The sequence below is a fragment of the Sinorhizobium kostiense genome (assembly GCF_017874595.1).
Taxonomy (GTDB): domain Bacteria; phylum Pseudomonadota; class Alphaproteobacteria; order Rhizobiales; family Rhizobiaceae; genus Sinorhizobium; species Sinorhizobium kostiense.
The window spans coordinates 306,404-325,505 of sequence record NZ_JAGILA010000004.1; the positions used below are offsets into that span (position 1 = coordinate 306,404).

General features: G+C 62.2%; 22 protein-coding genes and 1 other RNA gene. 12 read left to right on the top strand and 11 right to left on the bottom strand.

Annotated elements, in window-relative coordinates:
- Positions 1 to 6: 6 nt before the first annotated feature.
- From J2Z31_RS16735 to J2Z31_RS16760, 6 genes are all read right to left on the bottom strand, one after another.
- A complete protein-coding gene (locus J2Z31_RS16735; RefSeq protein WP_209602701.1) occupies positions 7 to 729 on the bottom strand; it encodes an ABC transporter ATP-binding protein in 723 nt (240 codons plus the stop codon).
- Between the two features lie 3 nt (positions 730 to 732).
- Positions 733 to 1,512, bottom strand: coding sequence for an ABC transporter ATP-binding protein (locus J2Z31_RS16740; protein ID WP_209602702.1), 780 nt, complete (start codon positions 1,510 to 1,512; stop codon positions 733 to 735).
- 2 nt (positions 1,513 to 1,514) lie between these two features.
- Positions 1,515 to 2,501: a branched-chain amino acid ABC transporter permease gene (locus J2Z31_RS16745; RefSeq protein WP_209602703.1), complete on the bottom strand. Its 987-nt coding sequence runs from the start codon at positions 2,499 to 2,501 to the stop codon at positions 1,515 to 1,517.
- Between the two features lie 4 nt (positions 2,502 to 2,505).
- Positions 2,506 to 3,372 carry a branched-chain amino acid ABC transporter permease gene (locus tag J2Z31_RS16750; RefSeq protein WP_209602704.1) on the bottom strand — a complete coding sequence of 289 codons (867 nt, stop codon included), beginning with the start codon at positions 3,370 to 3,372 and terminating at the stop codon, positions 2,506 to 2,508.
- A 103-nt stretch (positions 3,373 to 3,475) separates the two neighbouring features.
- Entirely contained in the window at positions 3,476 to 4,675 is a 1,200-nt protein-coding gene (locus tag J2Z31_RS16755) for an ABC transporter substrate-binding protein (protein ID WP_209602705.1), read from the bottom strand.
- Positions 4,676 to 4,876: 201 nt separating this feature from the next.
- Positions 4,877 to 5,308: a DUF1772 domain-containing protein gene (locus J2Z31_RS16760; RefSeq protein WP_209602706.1), complete on the bottom strand. Its 432-nt coding sequence runs from the start codon at positions 5,306 to 5,308 to the stop codon at positions 4,877 to 4,879.
- Positions 5,309 to 5,712: 404 nt separating this feature from the next.
- Between J2Z31_RS16760 and J2Z31_RS16765 the strand changes: the two genes are divergently transcribed.
- Together J2Z31_RS16765 and J2Z31_RS16770 are read left to right on the top strand one after the other, a co-directional pair.
- On the top strand, positions 5,713 to 7,119 hold the full coding sequence (locus J2Z31_RS16765; protein ID WP_209602707.1) for an FAD-binding oxidoreductase: 1,407 nt from the start codon (positions 5,713 to 5,715) through the stop codon (positions 7,117 to 7,119).
- A gap of 36 nt (positions 7,120 to 7,155) precedes the next feature.
- Positions 7,156 to 10,938 (top strand): AsmA family protein, encoded by a 3,783-nt coding sequence (locus J2Z31_RS16770; RefSeq protein ID WP_209602708.1) that lies wholly within the window; start codon positions 7,156 to 7,158, stop codon positions 10,936 to 10,938.
- Positions 10,939 to 10,993: 55 nt separating this feature from the next.
- Here the strand turns inward: J2Z31_RS16770 and J2Z31_RS16775 are convergent, their stop codons facing one another.
- The 5 genes from J2Z31_RS16775 to J2Z31_RS16795 form a co-directional block, all read right to left on the bottom strand.
- Positions 10,994 to 11,224, bottom strand: a complete 231-nt coding sequence (locus tag J2Z31_RS16775; RefSeq protein WP_234939475.1) for a ribbon-helix-helix domain-containing protein — start codon at positions 11,222 to 11,224, stop codon at positions 10,994 to 10,996.
- Between the two features lie 93 nt (positions 11,225 to 11,317).
- A complete protein-coding gene (locus J2Z31_RS16780; RefSeq protein ID WP_209602709.1) occupies positions 11,318 to 11,545 on the bottom strand; it encodes a DUF4169 family protein in 228 nt (75 codons plus the stop codon).
- Between the two features lie 20 nt (positions 11,546 to 11,565).
- Positions 11,566 to 12,081, bottom strand: coding sequence for an SspB family protein (locus J2Z31_RS16785; protein WP_209602976.1), 516 nt, complete (start codon positions 12,079 to 12,081; stop codon positions 11,566 to 11,568).
- Between the two features lie 139 nt (positions 12,082 to 12,220).
- Positions 12,221 to 12,588: a transfer-messenger RNA gene (gene ssrA, locus J2Z31_RS16790) on the bottom strand.
- Between the two features lie 133 nt (positions 12,589 to 12,721).
- Positions 12,722 to 13,168 (bottom strand): DUF2267 domain-containing protein, encoded by a 447-nt coding sequence (locus J2Z31_RS16795; RefSeq protein ID WP_209602710.1) that lies wholly within the window; start codon positions 13,166 to 13,168, stop codon positions 12,722 to 12,724.
- Positions 13,169 to 13,369: 201 nt separating this feature from the next.
- Here J2Z31_RS16795 and J2Z31_RS16800 point away from each other — a divergent pair, with 201 nt between their 5' ends.
- The 10 genes from J2Z31_RS16800 (at position 13,370) to J2Z31_RS16845 (ending at position 19,012) form a co-directional block, all read left to right on the top strand.
- Positions 13,370 to 13,576 carry a hypothetical protein gene (locus J2Z31_RS16800; protein ID WP_209602711.1) on the top strand — a complete coding sequence of 69 codons (207 nt, stop codon included), beginning with the start codon at positions 13,370 to 13,372 and terminating at the stop codon, positions 13,574 to 13,576.
- A gap of 23 nt (positions 13,577 to 13,599) precedes the next feature.
- Positions 13,600 to 13,842 (top strand): hypothetical protein, encoded by a 243-nt coding sequence (locus J2Z31_RS16805; protein WP_209602712.1) that lies wholly within the window; start codon positions 13,600 to 13,602, stop codon positions 13,840 to 13,842.
- 32 nt (positions 13,843 to 13,874) lie between these two features.
- Positions 13,875 to 14,093 carry a hypothetical protein gene (locus tag J2Z31_RS16810; RefSeq protein WP_209602713.1) on the top strand — a complete coding sequence of 73 codons (219 nt, stop codon included), beginning with the start codon at positions 13,875 to 13,877 and terminating at the stop codon, positions 14,091 to 14,093.
- 167 nt (positions 14,094 to 14,260) lie between these two features.
- A complete protein-coding gene (locus J2Z31_RS16815; protein WP_209602714.1) occupies positions 14,261 to 15,055 on the top strand; it encodes a thymidylate synthase in 795 nt (264 codons plus the stop codon).
- Positions 15,056 to 15,115: 60 nt separating this feature from the next.
- Complete coding sequence (locus tag J2Z31_RS16820; RefSeq protein WP_209602715.1) at positions 15,116 to 15,721, top strand: glutathione S-transferase; 606 nt, start codon at positions 15,116 to 15,118, stop codon at positions 15,719 to 15,721.
- Positions 15,714 to 16,238, top strand: a complete 525-nt coding sequence (locus J2Z31_RS16825) for a dihydrofolate reductase (RefSeq protein WP_209602716.1) — start codon at positions 15,714 to 15,716, stop codon at positions 16,236 to 16,238. The genes J2Z31_RS16820 and J2Z31_RS16825 overlap by 8 nt, the downstream gene beginning before the upstream one ends.
- A gap of 164 nt (positions 16,239 to 16,402) precedes the next feature.
- Positions 16,403 to 17,488 (top strand): FtsH protease activity modulator HflK, encoded by a 1,086-nt coding sequence (gene hflK / locus J2Z31_RS16830; RefSeq protein WP_209602717.1) that lies wholly within the window; start codon positions 16,403 to 16,405, stop codon positions 17,486 to 17,488.
- A complete protein-coding gene (gene hflC, locus J2Z31_RS16835) occupies positions 17,485 to 18,426 on the top strand; it encodes a protease modulator HflC (protein ID WP_209602718.1) in 942 nt (313 codons plus the stop codon). Before hflK ends, hflC begins: the two co-directional genes overlap by 4 nt.
- A gap of 7 nt (positions 18,427 to 18,433) precedes the next feature.
- A complete protein-coding gene (locus J2Z31_RS16840) occupies positions 18,434 to 18,619 on the top strand; it encodes a DUF2065 domain-containing protein (RefSeq protein WP_209602719.1) in 186 nt (61 codons plus the stop codon).
- Between the two features lie 6 nt (positions 18,620 to 18,625).
- Positions 18,626 to 19,012, top strand: a complete 387-nt coding sequence (locus J2Z31_RS16845) for an ACT domain-containing protein (RefSeq protein WP_209602720.1) — start codon at positions 18,626 to 18,628, stop codon at positions 19,010 to 19,012.
- Positions 19,013 to 19,102: the final 90 nt, after the last annotated feature.

Here is a 19,102-nt window from a genome sequence, read left to right on the forward strand (position 1 = left end):
GGCAGCCTAGAATTCACCACCGAGATAGAGATGCCTGACCCTTTCGTCGGTCAGCAACTCGGACGAGGTGCCGCTGAGCGCCACTTTGCCCGTCGTCAGCGCGTAGGCGCGGTTGGAGATGCGCAGCGCCATTCGCGAGTTCTGCTCGACAAGCAGGACACTCACTTTCTCATCGCGATTGATCGCCACGATCGAGCGGGCGATGTCCTGCACCAGCTTCGGGGCAACCCCGAGCGACGGCTCATCGAGCAACAGCAGGCGCGGACGCGCCATCAGCGCCCGCCCGATAACCAGCATCTGCTGCTCGCCGCCGCTCATCGTTCCGGCCTGCTGCGAATAGCGCTCCTTGAGGCGCGGAAATCGCGCCAGTACCATTTCCATGCTTTGCTGGATCCCGGCCTTGTCGCTGCGCGTAAATGCGCCCATCAGGAGATTGTCGCGCACGCTCATATAGGGAAAGACCCGGCGTGCCTCAGGCACCATCGAGATCCCCATGCGGACGATTTCGTCCGGAGCGATGCCGTCAATGCGCTTGCCCTGGTATTGGATCTGCCCTGAGCGAATCCTCCGAAGCCCGGTGATCGCCCGCAGAATCGACGATTTTCCGGCGCCGTTGGCGCCGATGAGCGCGACCGTCTCGCCTTCATGGACCTCGACCGAAACACCCTTCAAGGCATAGACGTGATCGTAATAGAGCTCGACGTCCTCGAATTTCAGCAGTGCGTCCATCGCCTACAATCCGATCGATTCGTCCTCGGCGCCGAGATAGGCTTCGATGACCTTGGGGTTCTCTTGGATCTCCGCCGGTGTGCCCTCGGCGATCTTCTGGCCGAAGTTGAGCACGACGATGCGGTCGGAAATATTCATGACGGCCGGCATGTCGTGCTCGACCAGGAGCACGGTGATGCCGCGCTCGCGGAGCTTGCGGACGATCCCCAAAGCGCGCCGGGTCTCGTCATGGTTCATGCCCGCAAAAGGCTCGTCGAGGAGAATGACGGATGGATTGGTAGCCAGTGCGATCGCGATGCCGAGAGCGCGCAAATGACCGTGGGGCAGGTTGCTGGCGATCTCGCCGCTCATCGTTTCGAGGCTGAGAAAGGCAATGATTTCGTCGGCCGAAGCACCAAAGGCATCGAGATCGCTGCGTGCCGTGGCACTGCCGAAATAAAAGCCGGCTAGACTCGCTCGCGAACGCAGATGATGCGCCGTGACGACATTATCGCGTACCGTCATATCCTTGAAGATCGTGGTTTCCTGGAAGGTCCGCACGACTCCCTTCCGGGCGGCGATGTGCGGAGCAAGCCCCGATATGCGCTCACCCTTGAAGCGCACCTCGCCGGAGGTCGGCCTGAGAAACGACGAGATCAGCTTGAACAGCGTCGACTTGCCGGCACCGTTCGGTCCGATGACCGAGAGGATTTCACGCTCGCGGACGCTGAAAGAGACGTCGTTCACTGCAACGAGGCCGCCGAAACGTTTGGTGAGCGCTTGGATTTCCAGGACGTCCGGCATCGCTACTTGCCCCTCTTGCGCGGCAGAGCCAGGCTCAGCAGCCCATTGGGCAGGACCAGCATGAGCAAGATCAGCACGGTCGAGAAGATCAGGAGCTGGAATTGCCCCGTCTGGAACAGCAGATCCCAGCCGAAATAGAGCACAAAGGTGCCAAGCATCGGCCCAAGCACGTAGCCGAGGCCCCCGAGGAAGCAATTGAGCATGAAGTTCACGGAATCCGCGACGGTGAAACTCGACGGATAGATCGATTGGGATATCGAGGCGAACATTGCACCGCCGACGCCGCCGAGGAAGGAGGAGATCGCATAGGCGATGACCCGCAAGTAAGCGATATTGACGCCGATCGACGAGGCGAGTTCCTCATTCTGCTGCAGGGATTGGCACAACTGCCCGATGCGGGAATGCGCTAGCCGGTAGAGGCCCAGGAAACACAACGCCATCAGCAGGACCGCGGCGATATAGAAGGCGAGGCGGGGGTTCGCGACCGTCGCGAAATCCGGAACGAGCGTAAGGCCGAACAGGCTGATGCCCGTCGGCAGCGGTATGCTGACGATGCCGCTGGCACCATTCGTGATCGGTAAAGCAAGCGCCAGCAGCCGGGCGACTTCGGTCAGCACCAGCGACACCATGGCGAAGTAGACGCCACGCAGGCGCAGGATCGGCAGGCCGATGAGCACGCTCGCGGCGGCGCAGAAGAGCCCGGCCAAGGGTAGCGTCTGCCAGAACGACATGCCGTAGTTCATCACCAGTATGGCCGAAACATAGCCGCCCGCCAGCGCGTAGGCGCCCTGGCCGATGTTGATGCGGCCGATGTAGAAGGTGATCCACACGCCGGCGCTGATGATGCTGAGCAGCGCTACCGACGTCAGCGTGTAATAAAGGTCACTGCGACCGGTGGCATTGATCAGCAGAGGCACTGCCACGAGCAACACGAGGAGGAAGATCGCTGCCGAGACAGTCCTGACGGTGGCGGTTTGAGTCTTGCGCATGAGATCAGCCCCACGGCTTGCCCATCAGCCCGTGCGGGCGGATGCTGAGGAAGATCATCAGAAGCGCGAAAATCGCGAGATAGGTGATGTCGCCATATTCGCGCAGCGTAGCGAGCCCGACCGACTCCATCATGCCAAGGATAAAGCCGCCGGCGATCGCACCGCCTACGACGCCGGCGCCGCCGATCATCACCATCAGGAAGGCCTTGATCGAGATCGGTCCGCCGATGCCGGAATTGACGCCGGTGATGCTGACGAGCAATCCGCCGACGACGCCGGCGAGCATCGCGCCCAAGGCAAAGCCGATCATCGAATAGCGCTCGACCTTGACGCCCATCAGCTGCGCAGCGACGCGATCCTGCGCCAGCGCCCGCATCGCGCGGCCCGGTCTGCTGTACTGCATGAAGACCATGAAAGCGGCGATCATCAGAATTGCGACGACGCCGACGAGGATGCGGTCATAGGGCAGGATCACCCTTTCGGAGATGAAGACGCCGCTGATGATCTTCGGCACGCCGCGCTGCTTCTCGCCGAACAGAAGCAGCATGACGGCGTCGAGAAAGAACGCCGTCGCCGCCGCCAGCAGCATCGTGCTTTCCTCACGCTTGCTGCGCCGGATCACCGTGCGGAAGAGGAACTTTTCCATGAGTGCGCCGATGATGGCGAGCGTCACCCCCGAGCAGATCAACGCCACGACGAAAGGCAGCTTCAGCTGGCCATAGATCGTGTAGGTCACGAAGCCGCCCAGCACGTACATCTGGCCGTGCGCGAAATTGAGCACGTTCATGAGGGCAAAGATCAGCGTCAGTCCAAGCGCGATCAGCGCGTACTGGGCGCCGAGATAAAGTCCGTTGGCTATTACCTGTTCCATGCGACGGATCCGGCCCAAGTGAAAGTTGCGAATCGCGAAGAGCTTGTGACAGGGCGCGGCCGGGAAACATGCCGCCGCGCCCCCTTCTTAGCTCATGCGAATCTCAGTCCACCTCGCCGATGAACAGCGTCTGGAATTCGCCATCCTTGAATTCCGTCACGACCATCGGCACCGAAAGCTGCCGCTTCTGTCCAAAGGAGGTCATGCCGACATATTTCAGCGTACTGTCCTTGGCGAACGGGTTGGGCGCCGAGAATGCGTCAACCGTCTTCTTGAATTCCTCCACATCGTCGATCGCCTTAGGATTCGCCTTTAGCGTTTCGATGATATACTCGAGCGCATAGACCTTCGTATTGGACTCGTCGTTGTATTCGCCGTACTTCTTCGTGTAGCGATCGATGAACTCTTCCATCACCGGCGTGCGAATTTCAGGCGTCGAGGCGCCTCCAACGGAGATGAAGCCGTTGGCAAGTTCACCGGCACCCTCCTGCAGCACGGTCGCGTCCTGTGCCGTCTCGGCCGAGATCAGACCTTCGTAACCAAGTTCGCGGGCTGCGCGGATCAGCAAGGGTGCGTTGGCGGGTGCGACACCCGACAGCACGAGCAGGTCTGGCTTAAGTTGCACGATGGGCGTCAACACCGGCGTGAAATCGCGGGTGTCGTTCTGATAGGTGTCCTTCTCGGCCACCACCTCCAGCCCCAGTTCCTTCGCGGCGGCGACGCCGCTGTCCCGTTGACTGAGCGGGTCGGATTCATTTGCGGCGATGAAGGCAACCTTCTTCACGCCCTTGTTTTCCTTGAGGTATTTATAGATAGCCGGCCCCGACTGATAGTTTGCGACCATTCCAAGGATGGCGTTCGATGCCGGAGGTGTATAGAGCGCCTTCGGGAAGGCGTAGGGGAAATATATGATCCCCTTCGACTCGGCCACCGGGCGGACCGCGGCTGCGCCGTCGTCGACGTTAGGCCCGACGACGTAGCGGATGCCTTCCTGGGCCATCTTCTCCATGCCGGCAATGGCTCGCTTCGGGTCCTTCTGGTCGTCGAAAGTCACGATGGTGATGTTGTAAGTGTCGTCGCCGATCTTCACGCCGCCTTTTTCGTTGAGCCAGTCCGCGCGAGTCTGCATCGAACGCACGTTGGATGTACCCCAGGCCGCGGCCGGTCCGCTGGTTACACCCACAAAACCGATCTTGAGCTCCTTGTTCTCGGCATACGCGGAAAGCACTCCCCCCGCTGTAATGGCAAGAAATGAAACGGCGCCGAGCGCCAGCGATTTCAATGTCGAGCGTCTGTTGATCATCTCACTCCCCATCCTTTGCATCCGGCGCGTCGTCGCGATGCGGATCGTAAGGGAAATCCTAAAATACAAGCCTGTCAACAGTTCTGGTTCGTTTTGTATACAAAATCGATTCCGCATCGCCGAAAGGCGCGCCACGAAAGCGCGCAGCCTGCTGCGTGGAAAAGGGCAGGAAAACTCCGCGAATAGTGGCTGCGGTGCCGATCACATGTTGTTGGCGGCAATCAGATATATGGCCGCGGCGATCGCGCCGAGCGCGCTGCGGCCGGCGTGGAGCTTGCCCCAGCGCACCATCAGATCGCGGGTCTCCATGCCAGCCCCGTCCGCCGGCGTCGTCTCCAGGCGCTTGTTGATCGGCATGATGAAATAGAGGGTGTACGGCCAGTTCATGATGATGACGGCGGCGCCGAGGCCCCAGAGCGCATTGCCGGTCTGCCACCAGGCCGCCGCGCCAAGCAGGCCGGACAGGATCGCCAGCGATGCTTGCATCTCAAAGCCCCGCCGGTAGGCCGGGCCCCATTCGGCGAGCGCCGCGCGGTGGTCGAGGCGCAACCTTGCCGGCTGTTCGGCGATATTGATGTAAATGGCGGCGCCGAAGAAAACGGACGCCGTAAGCAGAGCGAGCAGGCCGAACATCAGACGTCCTCCCGTTGTCAGGCATGATACCGCATGAGGCCGCAAACAAAAGCTGCATCTTCGGCGTATGGGCGCTGCCTGGCGGCTCGCTCGTTGGCGGCTTGTGACAAGCGGGTATCACTGCGGCGATTTCAGCTCCTGGTATGGTATCCGAATACGTGACCTTCTGGACAAATTGATTCCGATTTGCACAGTAGCGCCTTGAAAATGAAAGCGCTTCCGACTCAGGGGTGCGAGGCACGCTTGCCGGCTGCCGTCCGGACTGGAAGCTGTACCGGCAGCACAGAGCCCTCGGCCGCATAATTCCTTAATTCGGTGTCGAATTGGGACTAAATTGTGCGAGAGTTCAGATTGTTGTGGCGATTTCCGCACGCTCGCGCGCGGCGCCTGGGAAGGGACAATTCGTGGCGTTGAAGGCGATCAGGTCTGGGTTGAGGAACGAAAGCGGAATTGCCGCCACCAAGACGCTGCTGGGCGAGCGATTCGGTGACCGGTTCCAGACAGGAGAGGCGATCCGGGCCCAGCATGCGCACGCGACCACCTATATCCCGGCGCAGTTGCCCGACTGCGTCGTCTTTCCCGAAAATGCTGCCGAGGTCTGTGAGATCGTCGGGATCGCCTCGGCCCACCGCGTGCCCCTGATCGCCTTCGGCACCGGGTCCTCGCTCGAAGGTCATATCAATGCACCCCATGGGGGCATATCGGTCGACATGTCACGGATGAACCGGATCATCGAGGTCAATGCCGAGGACCTCGATTGCACCGTGGAGCCCGGTGTGACGCGCGAGCAGTTGAACACCTATCTGCGCGATACGGGCCTTTTCTTTCCGATCGATCCGGGTGCGAACGCCTCGATCGGCGGTATGGCATCGACGCGTGCCTCGGGCACCAACGCGGTACGTTACGGCACGATGAAGGAGAATGTGCTTGCGGTGACAGTGGTCGTTGCAGGCGGGCGTGAGATCAGGACGGCACACCGTGCACGCAAGTCCTCGGCCGGCTACGACCTGACGCGGCTCTTCGTCGGTGCCGAAGGCACGCTCGGCATCATCACCTCCGTTACCCTGCGCCTGCATGGGATACCGGAGGTGATCTCCGGCGGCGTGTGTCCGTTCCCGACGATTGCGGATGCCTGCAACGCGGTCATCCTGACGATCCAGTCCGGCATTCCCATCGCGCGCATCGAACTGCTCGACGCGCTGCAGATGCGGGCCTGCAATGCCTATTCCGGCTTGAGCTATGAGGAGACGCCGACGCTTTTCGTCGAATTCCACGGCAGCGCCGGAAGCGTGGAACTCCAATCGCGGCACTTCGCCGAAATAGCGTCGGAATTCGGTTCTACCGGCTTCGTATGGACCACCAATCCAGAAGAACGGGCACGGCTCTGGAAGGCCCGGCACAACGCCTACTGGGCGCAGAAGAGCCTGAAGCCCGGCGCTGCCATCCTGGCGACGGATGTTTGCGTGCCGATCTCGCGTCTGGCCGACTGCGTCGCGGCGACCCAGGAGGACATCGCCGCCAACGGCCTGATAGCGCCGATCGTCGGTCACGCAGGCGACGGCAATTTCCACGTCGGCGTGCTTTTCGACGACAAGGACGCCACCGATGTGGCGCGGGTCGAGGCTTTCATCGAACGGCTGAATAGCCGCGCGCTCTCCATGGATGGTACTTGTACGGGCGAACACGGAATCGGCCAGGGCAAGGTGCCGTTCCTCGAGGCCGAGCTCGGCGAGGCGGTGGACCTGATGCGGCGGGTCAAGCATTCGCTTGACCCGGACAATATCTTCAATCCAGGCAAGATCTTCGCCTGACGGTGGTGCTCGCTGAGCAGATGGGAATGTGACACGGTGCTGGCGCGAATTTTCGTTATCATCGGCGGCCTCCTGGTTGTCGCGCTCTTTGCAGCGCTGATCGCCCCGTGGTTCATTGACTGGACCAATTTCCGTGCCGAGTTCGAGCGCGAGGCGAGCCGCATCATGGGCAAGCCTGTGGTGGTGCACGGCAGTGTCGACGCGCGGCTTATTCCCTTCCCCACGGTGACGCTCAACGATGTGCGCGTCGGCCCGACCGATGGCGGCGAGCCGCTGATCCGGGTCAAGCATTTCTCGATGAGCGCAGAGCTTGCTCCCTTCCTGAGCGGCGAGGCGTTGATCTTCGACATGAGGCTCGACACCCCCAAGGCGCGCATCCGCCTGCAACCGGATGGCACGCTCGACTGGGCGCGTGGTCCGCGGGCGGCGATTCCGGCCAAGACCGTGGTCCTCGAAAAGATCGAGATCGCCAATGGCGAGATCGAATTCATCGATGAGCAGACGGGCCGCACGCGGCGGGTGAGCGATCTTTCCGCCGATCTCTCGGCCCGCACGCTTGCCGGACCCTGGAAGGTCGAAGGCCGCGCGGCCCTCGACGGGGAGGCGGGCAATTTCTCCTTTTCGACTGGCGCGGTCGATGAGCAGGGGACGCTCAGCCTCCGGGCGCGGCTGACACCGGACGAGCGGCCCTTCGGCGTCGAACTTGATGGCGATCTGAAGGTGGTCGATCTCAAGCCGGTCTATGCCGGGCGGTTCACCCTGACGGAAAACCGCCAAGGGGGCGAGGTCAAGGCCGGTGAGGACAAAGGGGGCGAGGACAAAGAGGGTGAGGACAAGGCCAGCAATCCGCCGCGCATCAACGGCACCTTCCAGCTCACCAACGAGAGCATTCGCGTTCCGGAGTACCGCTTCGAGGTCGGTCCGCCAGACGACCCCTATATCGTCACCGGTGAGGCGACGCTCGACACGGGCAAGGAGCAGAAATTCCTGCTGATTGCCGACGGGCAGCAGATCGATGTCAGCCGCATCGGCAGTTCCGGTCGCGGCGGCAAGACGGATCGCAATCCGGCAGTGTCGCTGCGCCAGCGTCTGGAAAGGATGATGGCGATTGCGGCCGAGATTCCGATCCCTCAGGTGCCCGGCCGCGCCAGCCTCAGCCTTCCGGCAATCGTCATCGGCGATACCACCGTCCGCGATGTGCGCCTTGACGTCCGGCCAGACGGCGCGGGTTGGATCATCGACAACGCCGTGGCCCTTTTGCCCGGGCGCACGCAACTTGAAGCGAAGGGACGGCTGAATCTGGAGGACGACCGTTCCTTCCGCGGCGACATCGTCATTGCCTCGAACCAGCCGTCGGGGCTCGCCAACTGGCTGGCAGGGTCGGTCGATCCGGCCATCCGCAAGCTGAAGACCGCGGGCTTCGCGGCGACGGTCAATCTCACGGAGACGCTGCAGCAGTTCGAAGATCTAGAAGTGGCGGCGGGTCCCGCGACCTTGAAGGGGCGGCTGGAACGCCTTTCCTTCGCCGACCAGCAGCCATTGCTATCGGTCCAGCTCAAGGGCAACCGAATCGATCTCGATGCGCTGCGGGCGCTCGCCGGGCTCGTCGCCGGCGACGCGTCGACGGAAACGCTGCTGAAGCACGCGATCGCCGCCGATCTTGCCGCCGATTCATTTTCCGCGTTCGGTGAGGAAGCCCGGGACGTGCAGGCGGTGCTGACGTTGAAGAATGGCCAATTGCAGGCAGAGCGGGTGGCGATCGGGTCCGTTTCCGGCGCAAAGCTCGCCTTGTCCGGCCGTGTGAGCGGCGATTTCGAAAAGCCGGTTATCTCCGCAAAGATGAAACTAGCCGCCGAGGAACTGACTCCGTTCCTGGAGATGATCGGGCGGCACACGGCAGCCCACCCGGCATTGCGGCGGCTGATCGAAGCCGGTCCGTATTTCTCGAACGCGGCCTTCGACGTGACACTGACGGCCGGCAACAAGGACGGTAATGCGCCAGTCACGTTCGGCGTGATCGGCACCGCCAATGGCGGCAAGATCGCCGCGAGCTACCAGGCGCCGGACCTCGCTCAGGCGCTTGCCGGGCGAAACATGCTGCTCGAGGCGACTCTGGAGAACCCACGCACACCCATCCTGCTCGGGCAGGCGGGCCTCGATCCGCTGCCATTCGAGGCGGACGCGAACGGCATTCTTGCCCTCAAGCTGCAGAGCACGGAGGATGCGAAGGCGAATGGCTCATTGACCTTCACCACGCAGAAGACGTCGCTCGCTGCAAAGGGGACCGTCGACCTTTCGCGCGACCGTTATTTCGAAGGCCAGGGCAAGCTTACGCTGCAGACTGAGGATCTCGAGCCTTACCTTCTCTTGAAGGGAGTTGCCTTGCCGCAGATGGGGAGCGGTCTGCCGGTGACCCTGTCGGCCGATGTCACGTCCGATCCGGAGAGGATCATCCTCTCGGAGATCCAAGGCAAAGCCGATCAGAATGGCTTTGCCGGAGCGATATCGATCGACCGCAATGTGCGGGGCAAAGCTCAGGGCGAACTCGCCTTCGACACGCTCGATCTCGGTTGGCTCGGGGACGCTATCCTCGGCCAGGTCCAGAATGCCTCGACGGGCGGCCTGTCGACCGCGCCGGTTGCGCCGCCGGCTTTTTCGGGTCTCGACGTCGCGCTCAACGTGACCGCCAAGCGTTTCTGGCCGGGCGTCTATGACGCCGTAAAGGAGTTCAGCGGTACACTCGAATGGAAGGGCGACGAAGTCGCCTTCAGCGCGATGAAGGGCGACTGGCTGGGGGGGAAGCTCGAGGGGCGGCTGCAGCTCGGCAACGCCAATGGCTCGGGCTTTTTCAGGTCGCGTTTCGACCTCAAGGGTGGCGATCTGGCCGCCGCGGGCTGGTCGCGGCAGGACGGGCCGGTCGCCACCGGCCGGTTCGACCTTGCGGTGGCGATGGAGGCTTCGGGGGCAACCCCCGAGGCGATGGCCCGCTCAGCCAGCGGTTCGGGAACGGCGACCTTCGAGGGCGTGACGGTCAAGGGCATCAACACGGCCGCGCTGCCGCAAATGATGGCGGCCGCCGACGCGATGAAGAGCGGGATTTCGCCGGATTCCATCCGCAGGCTTGCAGAACGCGAAATCTTCAGCGGCCAATCGGTGCTCGATGCGATCAAGGTGCCTTTCAGCATCGCCGGCGGAACGGTTCGGTTGCAGAATGTGACCGCGCGCGACGGCAACGCGGCCTTTTCCGGCGAGGCATCCCTCGATCTTGCGGCGCAGCGTTTGAATGGTACGGTCGAGCTCACCTTCCGCCCAGGCGAGGAGGCGCTTGCCGGCGCCGAGCCGCGCGTGCGCATCGGCTATGCCGGGCTCCTGGCTGCTCCCGGCGTCTCGCTCGATGTCTCCGACCTCGCCAATTTCCTGTCGCTTCGGGCCTATGAGAAGGAGCGCCGGCGCGTTGAGATGCTGCAGGCGAATGTCCTGGAAAAGCAACGCCTGCGCCGTGAGGTGCAACTCTACAAGGCGCGGGCGGCTGCGCGGGTGATCGAACGCAAGCGCGCTATCGCCGAGGAGCGCCGGCGCCAGGCAGCCGCAGCGGAAGCTGCGCGGATGAAGGCGGAGGCCGAGGCAAGGGCGGCCGTGGAGCGGCGTGCGGCCGAGGAGGAGCGGCGGCGGATGGGGCAATTGGCGCCGAAGGAGCCGCAGCCAGCGCCGGAGAGGGGTGTCGAGCGCGGCCGCGACCTGCCACCGCCGGGGGAGAATGCCGGTCCATCTCCCCGTGGCCTCGACTTCGAGATGTTGCCCGATATCACGGTTCGATAAGGGCCCAGGGAGAGAGGCACGCTGGAGGGTATGCGCCGCAGTCGCTACTCTTCGCTTACGAAGCGCTCGCAGCGTCCGAGTGCCCCTTGACCCAGGCGAGCACGTAGAGCCTGAGGGCGGAGGAGAGGTTTCCTTCCGAGCCGCGGCTGTCGTCTATTTCGACGATCAGGCGGGCGAGCGGAATGCCGCGGCTTTTTGCGATCGACTTCAACTCCTGCCAGAAGGGATCCTCAAGAGTGAAGCTGGTTCGGTGTCCGTGCAGCGTCGCCGAATGCTTGGCGATCATTCCTGACCTCAGAAGGTGATTCAAGTCGCTCTCAGACGGATTCCGGAAACTGAGCCAACCGACTGTCGCGGAATCGCTTTCTTCAATCGCAAGTCAGTCTTCTTTCCCTTCGCGCGCGTTTCGATCGGGCGCCGAAGAAGGGCCTCTCTCCAGCCGGCCCTGGTCGAGCGATCTCGTTGCCTTCTCGTTCAAGGCCTTCGTCAGGGATCGTTCCGCCTTGGTTCGGCCGAAAGAAATGCGATTCTGTTCGGCCTGCTTTTCGCTTTCGGCGCGGGCATGACGCTTGCGGAACTGACGTAGATTTACGACGTCGCCGGCCATGGTTCTGCGCCCCTTGAGCTTCAGTTTTTCTTGCGGAAGGAATCAAGCGAGACGACCGAAGCGCCGCCGCCTTTCTCGCCGCCTGGTTTTTCAGCTTCCGGCTGCGATGATGAGTCGTCGACCTCGCTTGCCGGGTAGGCGGTGATTTCTGCCGACTCAGCTTCTTCCTCCTCGCCGGCGGCCACGTCGAATTCGAGTTCGAAATTCACGGAGGGGTCGTAGAAGCCACGGATCGCATTGAAGGGGATCACCAGTTTCTCCGGCGTATCGGAGAAGGAAAGGCCGATTTCGAATCCGGCCTCGGACACCTTGAGTTCCCAGAACTGATGCTGGACGACGATCGTCATCTGTTCCGGATATTTTGCCTTGAGATGCTGCGAGAGCCGAACGCCCGGAGCGCCGGTCAGGAAAGTGATGAAGAAATGGTGATCACCGGGCAGGTGGCCCGTGGCCGCGACTTCGGCCAGTACCTTGCGGATGACGCCGCGAAGCGCGTCCTGCGCCAGAATGTCGTAGCGTATATGGTCCTGGCCCATGTGATCCCCGTCTCTCTTCCAACTCGATGCATCAGTACCGGTGCCGATACCGCGGCGCTTACGTATGCACTTCATTGCCCGTCCGCGTTGACGAGTCAATTATCGAGGCATCTATAGACCATTTCAGGACGGGGGAGAAGGTGAAGGCTTCTGTTGCCAGGTGCCTTCGGACCCCGCCTTACGGTGCTACCCGGAAGGGCTTGATTTGAAGTGCCGCACCGCCGTTAGGCAGCGAGACGTGCTTCAGCATAGTTGTCGTTTGCAACTATAAGTTTAGCCCGATAACGGTGGTACAATGCCGAGCAAAAAGTCGATCTTTACACCCTTGTCGATCCTATTTCGCCCCCATCAAAAGCCGGTCCGAGTGCTCGGAAGAGACCGGTTTTTGGTGGAGGCGCCGGGTACCGCCCCCGGGTCCAATGGGTTTATTGCATCGCCCGTTTATTGCCATAGCCGCCCGAAGACGGCACTCGTCATATAGGTCCTTCCGGGCCCCAAGAAAAGGGGGTTGGAAAGGGAATTGTGACAGGCGTGTTCAAGACCGAAGCTCGGTGGGCGGGCGTTAGCGGCAGGCGAGCGCGCGAGCGCCAACCCGACGGAAGCCTGGCGGGCTCAAACGGCCTTCATTGCTGCTCCCGCGCTATTCCTTTGCGCCGGCACTCTCGGGCCACAGTGCCCGGATTTCCTTCGGCAGGGTCTCGCGAACCTTGGCCGATTGGCCGGGATCTATGTGCCGGGACAGTACCCGGAACACCGATATGGCTGCTTCCGCTGGATCGACCGGTCTGGTGTTCTTCATTCCCTCGGCGATGTTCGCCAGGAACTCGTCGATCGAACGCGTTTGCCTGTCGGGCTGCTGCGAAGGACGGTATTGATCGTAGAAGGCGCCCCGCACCAGCAGCGGAAGTTCTGCGCCGAGATGGGCAGCCATATCCGGCGGCAGCCTGTCGCGCAGTGCGCGCAGCACCACGCACAGGATATGCCACGCCACTTTCCGATCGGGGCCGTGGTCCTCCATGATCTCGGCGAGCCAGCCATTGGTGGTTTGCAAGGTTTTGTCGAAGACGTCGAGGCCTGTTGCGCTCATGGTCGCTCTCCCTTCCAATATTTGTCTGTCGAGGGTGCGCGCTCCAAAGGGCCTAACCGCAATCGGCTGAGAATGTTTCCTCCGACGAGCGATCCGGGACGGTGATAGCGCGGAGCCGCGTCCCTTCGGGCCGGGAACATTCGCCGCCGACTCCGGTTAAGCCCGGAGAGGACTGCGGTCCGGCAGCAGAGGGAGAGTTCCATGACAACCTCCAAGCACCCGAAAACACACCGCCCCAGCGACAAGGACCTCAAGGAAGATCCGGGCATCGGCCAGTCGAAGGGGATCAGAGGACCTTCCGATTACGAGCGCCTGAAGCGCGACAGCACTGCCGAAGGCGACGTCGCGAACGACGCGACCGTCCAGGGCGGCGCCAATCCCGCGCAACGCGGACGTACCAATAAATAGAAGGCCAATCAGGAGGAATGACGATGGTCGGCAGGAAGACGCACGAGCAGCAACAGCGCGTGATCCAGCGCCGCGAGAACACGTCGAATGCAGGCAAGGATTTCGATGCCGAGGCGGATCTGAAGCGCTCCGATGCCCTCAGAAAGGCTGAGCGGAAGGGGCAAGACCTCGATACGAAGCATGCCGACGCGCGCGAGGAGAATGATCGCAGCATCCTGAGGGGAGAAAATCAGGAAAGCAGACACCACAAGGATTCCGGACGCTGAGCGCTCCGGCGTTCTCAACGAAGGAGATGACCATGGCTCACGCCAGCAAGAAGAATATTGGTAAGCCCGACAAGGGCAAGGGATCTGGAAGCGGGGCGCAGACCGAAATTCAGGAAGGGATGGTCGGTGAAAACGAGGTCCTGTCCAACCGTGACAAGAAGCAGCACTCGGATCTGCGCGGCCTGGACGGCAATGCAGCAAAGACCGAACAATACCAGGATCATGCCGCGAACAGACGCCCGGCAAAGTGAGCAGCAAGTCTGCTGCATGCCCCGGATCTCTTTTCGAGCTTGGCGCGCCCGATGAGGCGCGCTGGGCTATAACGGCGAGAGACCGCGTGGAAAACCGATGGGCGCCGTTGGTTCCTTGGGGAGTTCGTCCTATTTTGAAGGGAGGAACGAATCGGCGGCGGAAGACCATGCGGCAATATCTCGAGCTTCTCGACCATGTCATGAGCAACGGTACCGATCGAGGCGACCGGACCGGCACCGGCACGCGCTCGGTCTTCGGTCATCAGATGCGCTTCGATCTATCCGAAGGCTTCCCGGTGCTGACGACGAAGAAGCTGCATCTGCGCTCGATCATCCATGAGCTCCTGTGGTTTCTGAAGGGTGACACGAACATCGCCTACCTCAAGGAAAACGGCGTCAGCATCTGGGACGAATGGGCGGACGAGAAGGGGGAACTCGGGCCGGTCTACGGCTATCAGTGGCGTTCCTGGCCGACGCCAGGCGGAGGTCATATCGACCAGATCGCCGGGCTGATCGAAGGACTGAAGACCAATCCGAACTCGCGCCGCCACATCGTGTCGGCCTGGAACCCGGCGCTCGTCGACGAGATGGCGCTACCGCCCTGCCATTGCCTGTTCCAGTTCTATGTGGCGGACGGCAAGCTCTCCTGCCAGCTCTACCAGCGCTCCGCCGACATCTTCCTGGGCGTGCCCTTCAATATTGCCTCCTATGCTCTCCTGACGATGATGGTGGCGCAAGTGGCGGGGCTCAAGGCCGGCGACTTCGTGCATACACTCGGCGACGCGCATATCTATCACAACCACTTCGAGCAGGCACGGCTGCAACTGACGCGCACGCCGAAGCCGCTGCCGAAGATGGAAATCAATCCGGCGGTAAGGGATATATTTTCCTTCAGGTTCGAGGACTTCACGCTCGTCGGCTACGAGGCCGATGGACACATCAAGGCGCCGGTCGCGGTCTGATGCAGCCGGCAGGCGACCGCAACGTGGCGGCCACGGCGCCCAGGAAGTGGGGAGATTTCTATGCTTACGCTGATCCATGCACCCATGTCGCGCTCGTCGCGAATCATTTGGCTGCTCGAGGAGCTCGGCGCCGAGTACGAGATCCGCTACGTCGATATCCGTCGGCGGGACGGGTCCGGCCGGCCGGACGAGAACAATCCGCACCCGCACAAGCAGGTGCCGGCGCTGCTGCATGACGGGGTGCTCATCTGGGAGTCCGCCGCGGTCGTGCAGTATCTGACGGATCTTTATCCGGACAGCAGCCTCGGTCGGCCGCCGGGCCATCCCGAACGCGGCGCTTATCTTTCATGGTTGGCCTATTATGGCGGGGTGATCGAACCGGCGGCCCACGCGCATTTTTCCGGTGTGACCGCCAGCGAGCCGAGCTACGCACGGCTTTACACCGAAATGTGCGCCCATGTGATCGACGTCCTCTCCCGCCAGTCCTATCTTCTCGGCGAGAAGATCAGCGCCGCCGACCTGTTGCTGGCGAGCGCGCTGCAATGGATGCGCAAGATCCTGCCGGAGAGCGAGATCGTCGACCGCTACCTGGCTGTCGTGACCGACCGTCCCGCGGCTCTCAGGGCACGCGAAATCGACAGCAAGCCGAGTGGTTTCCATGATTGAAGCGAAGAGCGATCCGAAAATCGTCATCGTTGTCGCCGTCGCCGCGAACGGGGTGATCGGCCGGGAGGGCGACCTGCCGTGGCGGCTTTCGACCGATCTCAAGCGTTTCAAGGCGCTGACCATCGGCAAGCCTGTCCTGATGGGCCGGAAGACTTGGGCCTCGCTCGGCCGACCGTTGCCCGGCCGCCCAAACATCGTCGTCAGCCGCGATCCTGATTTCAAAGCGCAAGGTGCCGAAACCGCGCCCTCGCTCGACGCCGCGCTCGACCGGGCGCGCGCCCATGCGGCAGCGCTTGGCGTCGACGAGATATGCGTCATCGGCGGCGGCGATATCTACCGGCAATCGATCGGGATGGCGGACATCCTGCACGTCACCGAGGTGCAAGCAGAGGTGGAGGGGGATACGCGCTTTCCGGCAATCGATCCGGCCATCTTCGAAAAGGTCTTCGAGGAGGACCTGCCGCGCGGCGACAAGGACAGCCACGCAATGCACTTCGTCACCTGGCGGCGGCGTTGACGGGCGCTCGCGTCTGGCTCTCGATTATTTTAAGCCATTTACCGTGAACTCGGTCGTATCTCGTTGAAACCAATGCACATGATACCTATAACGGGGTTCACATCCTGACCGGCCGCATTCGGCGGCGAGGTCGACGGGCAAGTTTTCTTTCAAGAGAGGTTTTGATGCCCTGGAGCAATCAAAATGGCGGCGGCGGCCCTTGGGGCGGCGGCGGCAATCAAGGGCCATGGGGCCAGGGAAATAGGCCACGCGGGGGGAGAGGCGGTCCGCCGGACCTGGAAGAGATCATCCGGCGCGGCCAGGATCAATTGAAGAACGTCGTACCGGGCGGCTTCAACGGCGGCATTTTCGTCATCGTCGGCCTGCTGATCCTCGGCTTCGTCCTGCTCAATTCCGTCTATACCGTGCAGCCGGACGAACGCGGCGTCGAGATGCGGTTCGGCGAGCCGAAGGAGGAAATCTCCATGCCCGGCCTGCACTATCATTTCTGGCCATTCGAAACCGTCGAATTGACCAAGGTGACGGAGCAGCAGCTCAATATCGGCGGCCGTGCCACGGGGCAGTCGACCTCGGGCTTGATGCTGAGCGGCGATCAGAACATCGTCAACGTGCAGTTCTCCGTCCTCTTCTCGGTTACCGATCCGAAGGCCTACCTCTTCAACGTCGAAAATCCCGTCGACACGCTGCAGCAGGTGGCCGAAAGCGCGATGCGCGAGGTCGTCGGCCGGCGCCCGGCGCAGGACATTTTCCGCGACAACCGCCAGGCGATCGCCACGGATGTTCGCAACACGATCCAGGCGACGCTGGACACCTACGGCGCCGGCATGGCCGTGAATACGGTCGCCATCGAGGATGCGGCTCCGCCCCGCGAGGTAGCCGATGCCTTCGACGAAGTGCAACGCGCCGAACAGGACGAGGACCGCTTCGTCGAGGAGGCCAACCAGTACGCCAACCAGGTGCTCGGCAGGGCGCGCGGTCAGGCTGCGCAGATTCGCGAGGAGGCAGCGGCCTACAAGGATCGCGTCGTCAAGGAGGCGGAAGGTGAGGCGCAGCGCTTCATCTCCGTTTACGACGAATATTCCAAGGCGCCGGACGTCACCCGCAAGCGGCTCTACCTCGAGACGATGCAGGGGGTTCTCGGCAAATCGAAGAAGGTCATTCTCGACGAAAAGAACGGCCAGGGCGTCCTGCCCTATCTGCCGCTCACGGAGATCGGCAGGCCTCAGCAGCAGTCGGGAGGTGTGCAATGATAAACAATCGCAGCTCAATGATCCTCATCGCTCTCGCCGCGATTCTGGTCATCGCCTACTCCTCGATCTTCGTGGTCAACGAGCGTCAGCAGGCAATTGTCGTGCGCTTCGGCGAGATCCGCGACGTGAAGACTCAGCCGGGTCTCTATTTCAAGCTGCCCTTCGGATTCATGGATGCCGATCGCGTGCAATATGTGCCCGATCAGGCGCTGCGCTTCGACCTCGACGATATTCGCGTGCAGGTATCGGGCGGCAAGTTCTACGAAGTGGACGCCTTCGTGGTCTACAAGATCGCCGACCCCCGGCGTTTCCGCGAGACGGTTTCCGGGGACCGGGAGTCTGCCGAAGCGCGGCTGAGGACCCGTCTCGACGCATCGCTGCGTCGCGTCTACGGTCTCAGGGGCTTCGAGGCGGCGCTCTCCGACGAACGCGCCTCGATGATGCGAGAGGTCGGGGCAGACCTCAGGCCCGACGCGGAATCGCTCGGGCTCAACATCGAGGACGTGCGCATCCGCCGGACGGACCTGACCCAGGAAGTCTCCCAGCAGACCTACGAGCGCATGAAGGCCGAGCGTCTGGCTGAAGCCGAACTGATCCGGGCGCGCGGTAACGAGGAAGGCCAGCGCCGCCGCGCCATCGCCGACCGTCAGGTCGTCGAGATTGTTGCCGAAGCGCAGCGCGATTCGGAGATCCTGCGCGGTGAAGGCGAAGGTGAGCGTACCAGGATATTCGCCGATGCGTTCCAGCGTGATCCGGCCTTCTTCGAGTTCTACCGCTCGATGGCGGCCTATACCCAATCCATCGCCAGCCCTGATACCACGGTGGTCCTGTCGCCGCACTCGGAATTCTTCCAATATTTCAATAGCGCGAACGGGCCCGGGCAATCGGCGCCACCGGCCCTGGCGGCGCCGGAAGCTGGGTCGACACCCACGGATTGAGCGGACGATGACCGATCTCCTGACCGGGATTGCGTTCTTCCTGATCATCGAGGGGCTGGTGTACGCACTGGCCCCTTTGGTTCTGGTGGAAATGGCGAAGCGTTTGCCGTATGTCCCGGAGCATCAGCTCCGTTTGGCCGGAGTTGCTTCGGTGGCCATTGGCGTCGGACTTGTCTGGTTGGTTCGAGGATGATCTGAAATGTCACATAAACTGCTGATCCGATTGGTCGACGCCGAATATGCGATTACCCGCTTCACCATAGGCTCCGCCATTCCGGAGTGGCTGCCCGGGCCAGGGTTCTGGACGGTTTCGAGTTCCCGCGAGGAGATGACACTCGTTTGTCGTGCGGCCCGCGTCCCCTCGAGCGTACAAAGTTCGCTCGGTTGGCGCTGCTTCCGCATCGAGCATCATTTCAGTTTCGACGTGCCGGGCGTGCTCTCCTCGGCACTTCGTCCGCTGTCGGCTGCGGGGGTTGGGGTTTTCGCCAATTCCACCTTCAGCACCGATTATTTCTTCGTGGCGGGATCCGATCTCGAAACGGCGCTGCACGCGCTGAAGGAGCACGGGCACGAGATCACCACCTGAGCGGCGAAAGGGGCACCCAATCAGTAAATCGTGTTTGGACCCTCCGGAAATCCGCCGTATCTTCAAGGGAAGGTCTTTTTTGCTGCGCGA

Coding starts and splice junctions, on each gene's coding strand:
- J2Z31_RS16735 (WP_209602701.1), bottom strand. CDS start 729: ATGGACGCACTGCTGAAATTCGAGGACGTCGAGCTCTATTACGATCAC.
- J2Z31_RS16740 (WP_209602702.1), bottom strand. CDS start 1,512: ATGCCGGACGTCCTGGAAATCCAAGCGCTCACCAAACGTTTCGGCGGC.
- J2Z31_RS16745 (WP_209602703.1), bottom strand. CDS start 2,501: ATGCGCAAGACTCAAACCGCCACCGTCAGGACTGTCTCGGCAGCGATC.
- J2Z31_RS16750 (WP_209602704.1), bottom strand. CDS start 3,372: ATGGAACAGGTAATAGCCAACGGACTTTATCTCGGCGCCCAGTACGCG.
- J2Z31_RS16755 (WP_209602705.1), bottom strand. CDS start 4,675: ATGATCAACAGACGCTCGACATTGAAATCGCTGGCGCTCGGCGCCGTT.
- J2Z31_RS16760 (WP_209602706.1), bottom strand. CDS start 5,308: ATGTTCGGCCTGCTCGCTCTGCTTACGGCGTCCGTTTTCTTCGGCGCC.
- J2Z31_RS16775 (WP_234939475.1), bottom strand. CDS start 11,224: ATGATCGCCAAGCATTCGGCGACGCTGCACGGACACCGAACCAGCTTC.
- J2Z31_RS16780 (WP_209602709.1), bottom strand. CDS start 11,545: ATGGCCGGCGACGTCGTAAATCTACGTCAGTTCCGCAAGCGTCATGCC.
- J2Z31_RS16785 (WP_209602976.1), bottom strand. CDS start 12,081: ATGGGCCAGGACCATATACGCTACGACATTCTGGCGCAGGACGCGCTT.
- J2Z31_RS16795 (WP_209602710.1), bottom strand. CDS start 13,168: ATGAGCGCAACAGGCCTCGACGTCTTCGACAAAACCTTGCAAACCACC.
- J2Z31_RS16800 (WP_209602711.1), top strand. CDS start 13,370: ATGACAACCTCCAAGCACCCGAAAACACACCGCCCCAGCGACAAGGAC.
- J2Z31_RS16805 (WP_209602712.1), top strand. CDS start 13,600: ATGGTCGGCAGGAAGACGCACGAGCAGCAACAGCGCGTGATCCAGCGC.
- J2Z31_RS16810 (WP_209602713.1), top strand. CDS start 13,875: ATGGCTCACGCCAGCAAGAAGAATATTGGTAAGCCCGACAAGGGCAAG.
- J2Z31_RS16815 (WP_209602714.1), top strand. CDS start 14,261: ATGCGGCAATATCTCGAGCTTCTCGACCATGTCATGAGCAACGGTACC.
- J2Z31_RS16820 (WP_209602715.1), top strand. CDS start 15,116: ATGCTTACGCTGATCCATGCACCCATGTCGCGCTCGTCGCGAATCATT.
- J2Z31_RS16825 (WP_209602716.1), top strand. CDS start 15,714: ATGATTGAAGCGAAGAGCGATCCGAAAATCGTCATCGTTGTCGCCGTC.
- hflK (WP_209602717.1), top strand. CDS start 16,403: ATGCCCTGGAGCAATCAAAATGGCGGCGGCGGCCCTTGGGGCGGCGGC.
- hflC (WP_209602718.1), top strand. CDS start 17,485: ATGATAAACAATCGCAGCTCAATGATCCTCATCGCTCTCGCCGCGATT.
- J2Z31_RS16840 (WP_209602719.1), top strand. CDS start 18,434: ATGACCGATCTCCTGACCGGGATTGCGTTCTTCCTGATCATCGAGGGG.
- J2Z31_RS16845 (WP_209602720.1), top strand. CDS start 18,626: ATGTCACATAAACTGCTGATCCGATTGGTCGACGCCGAATATGCGATT.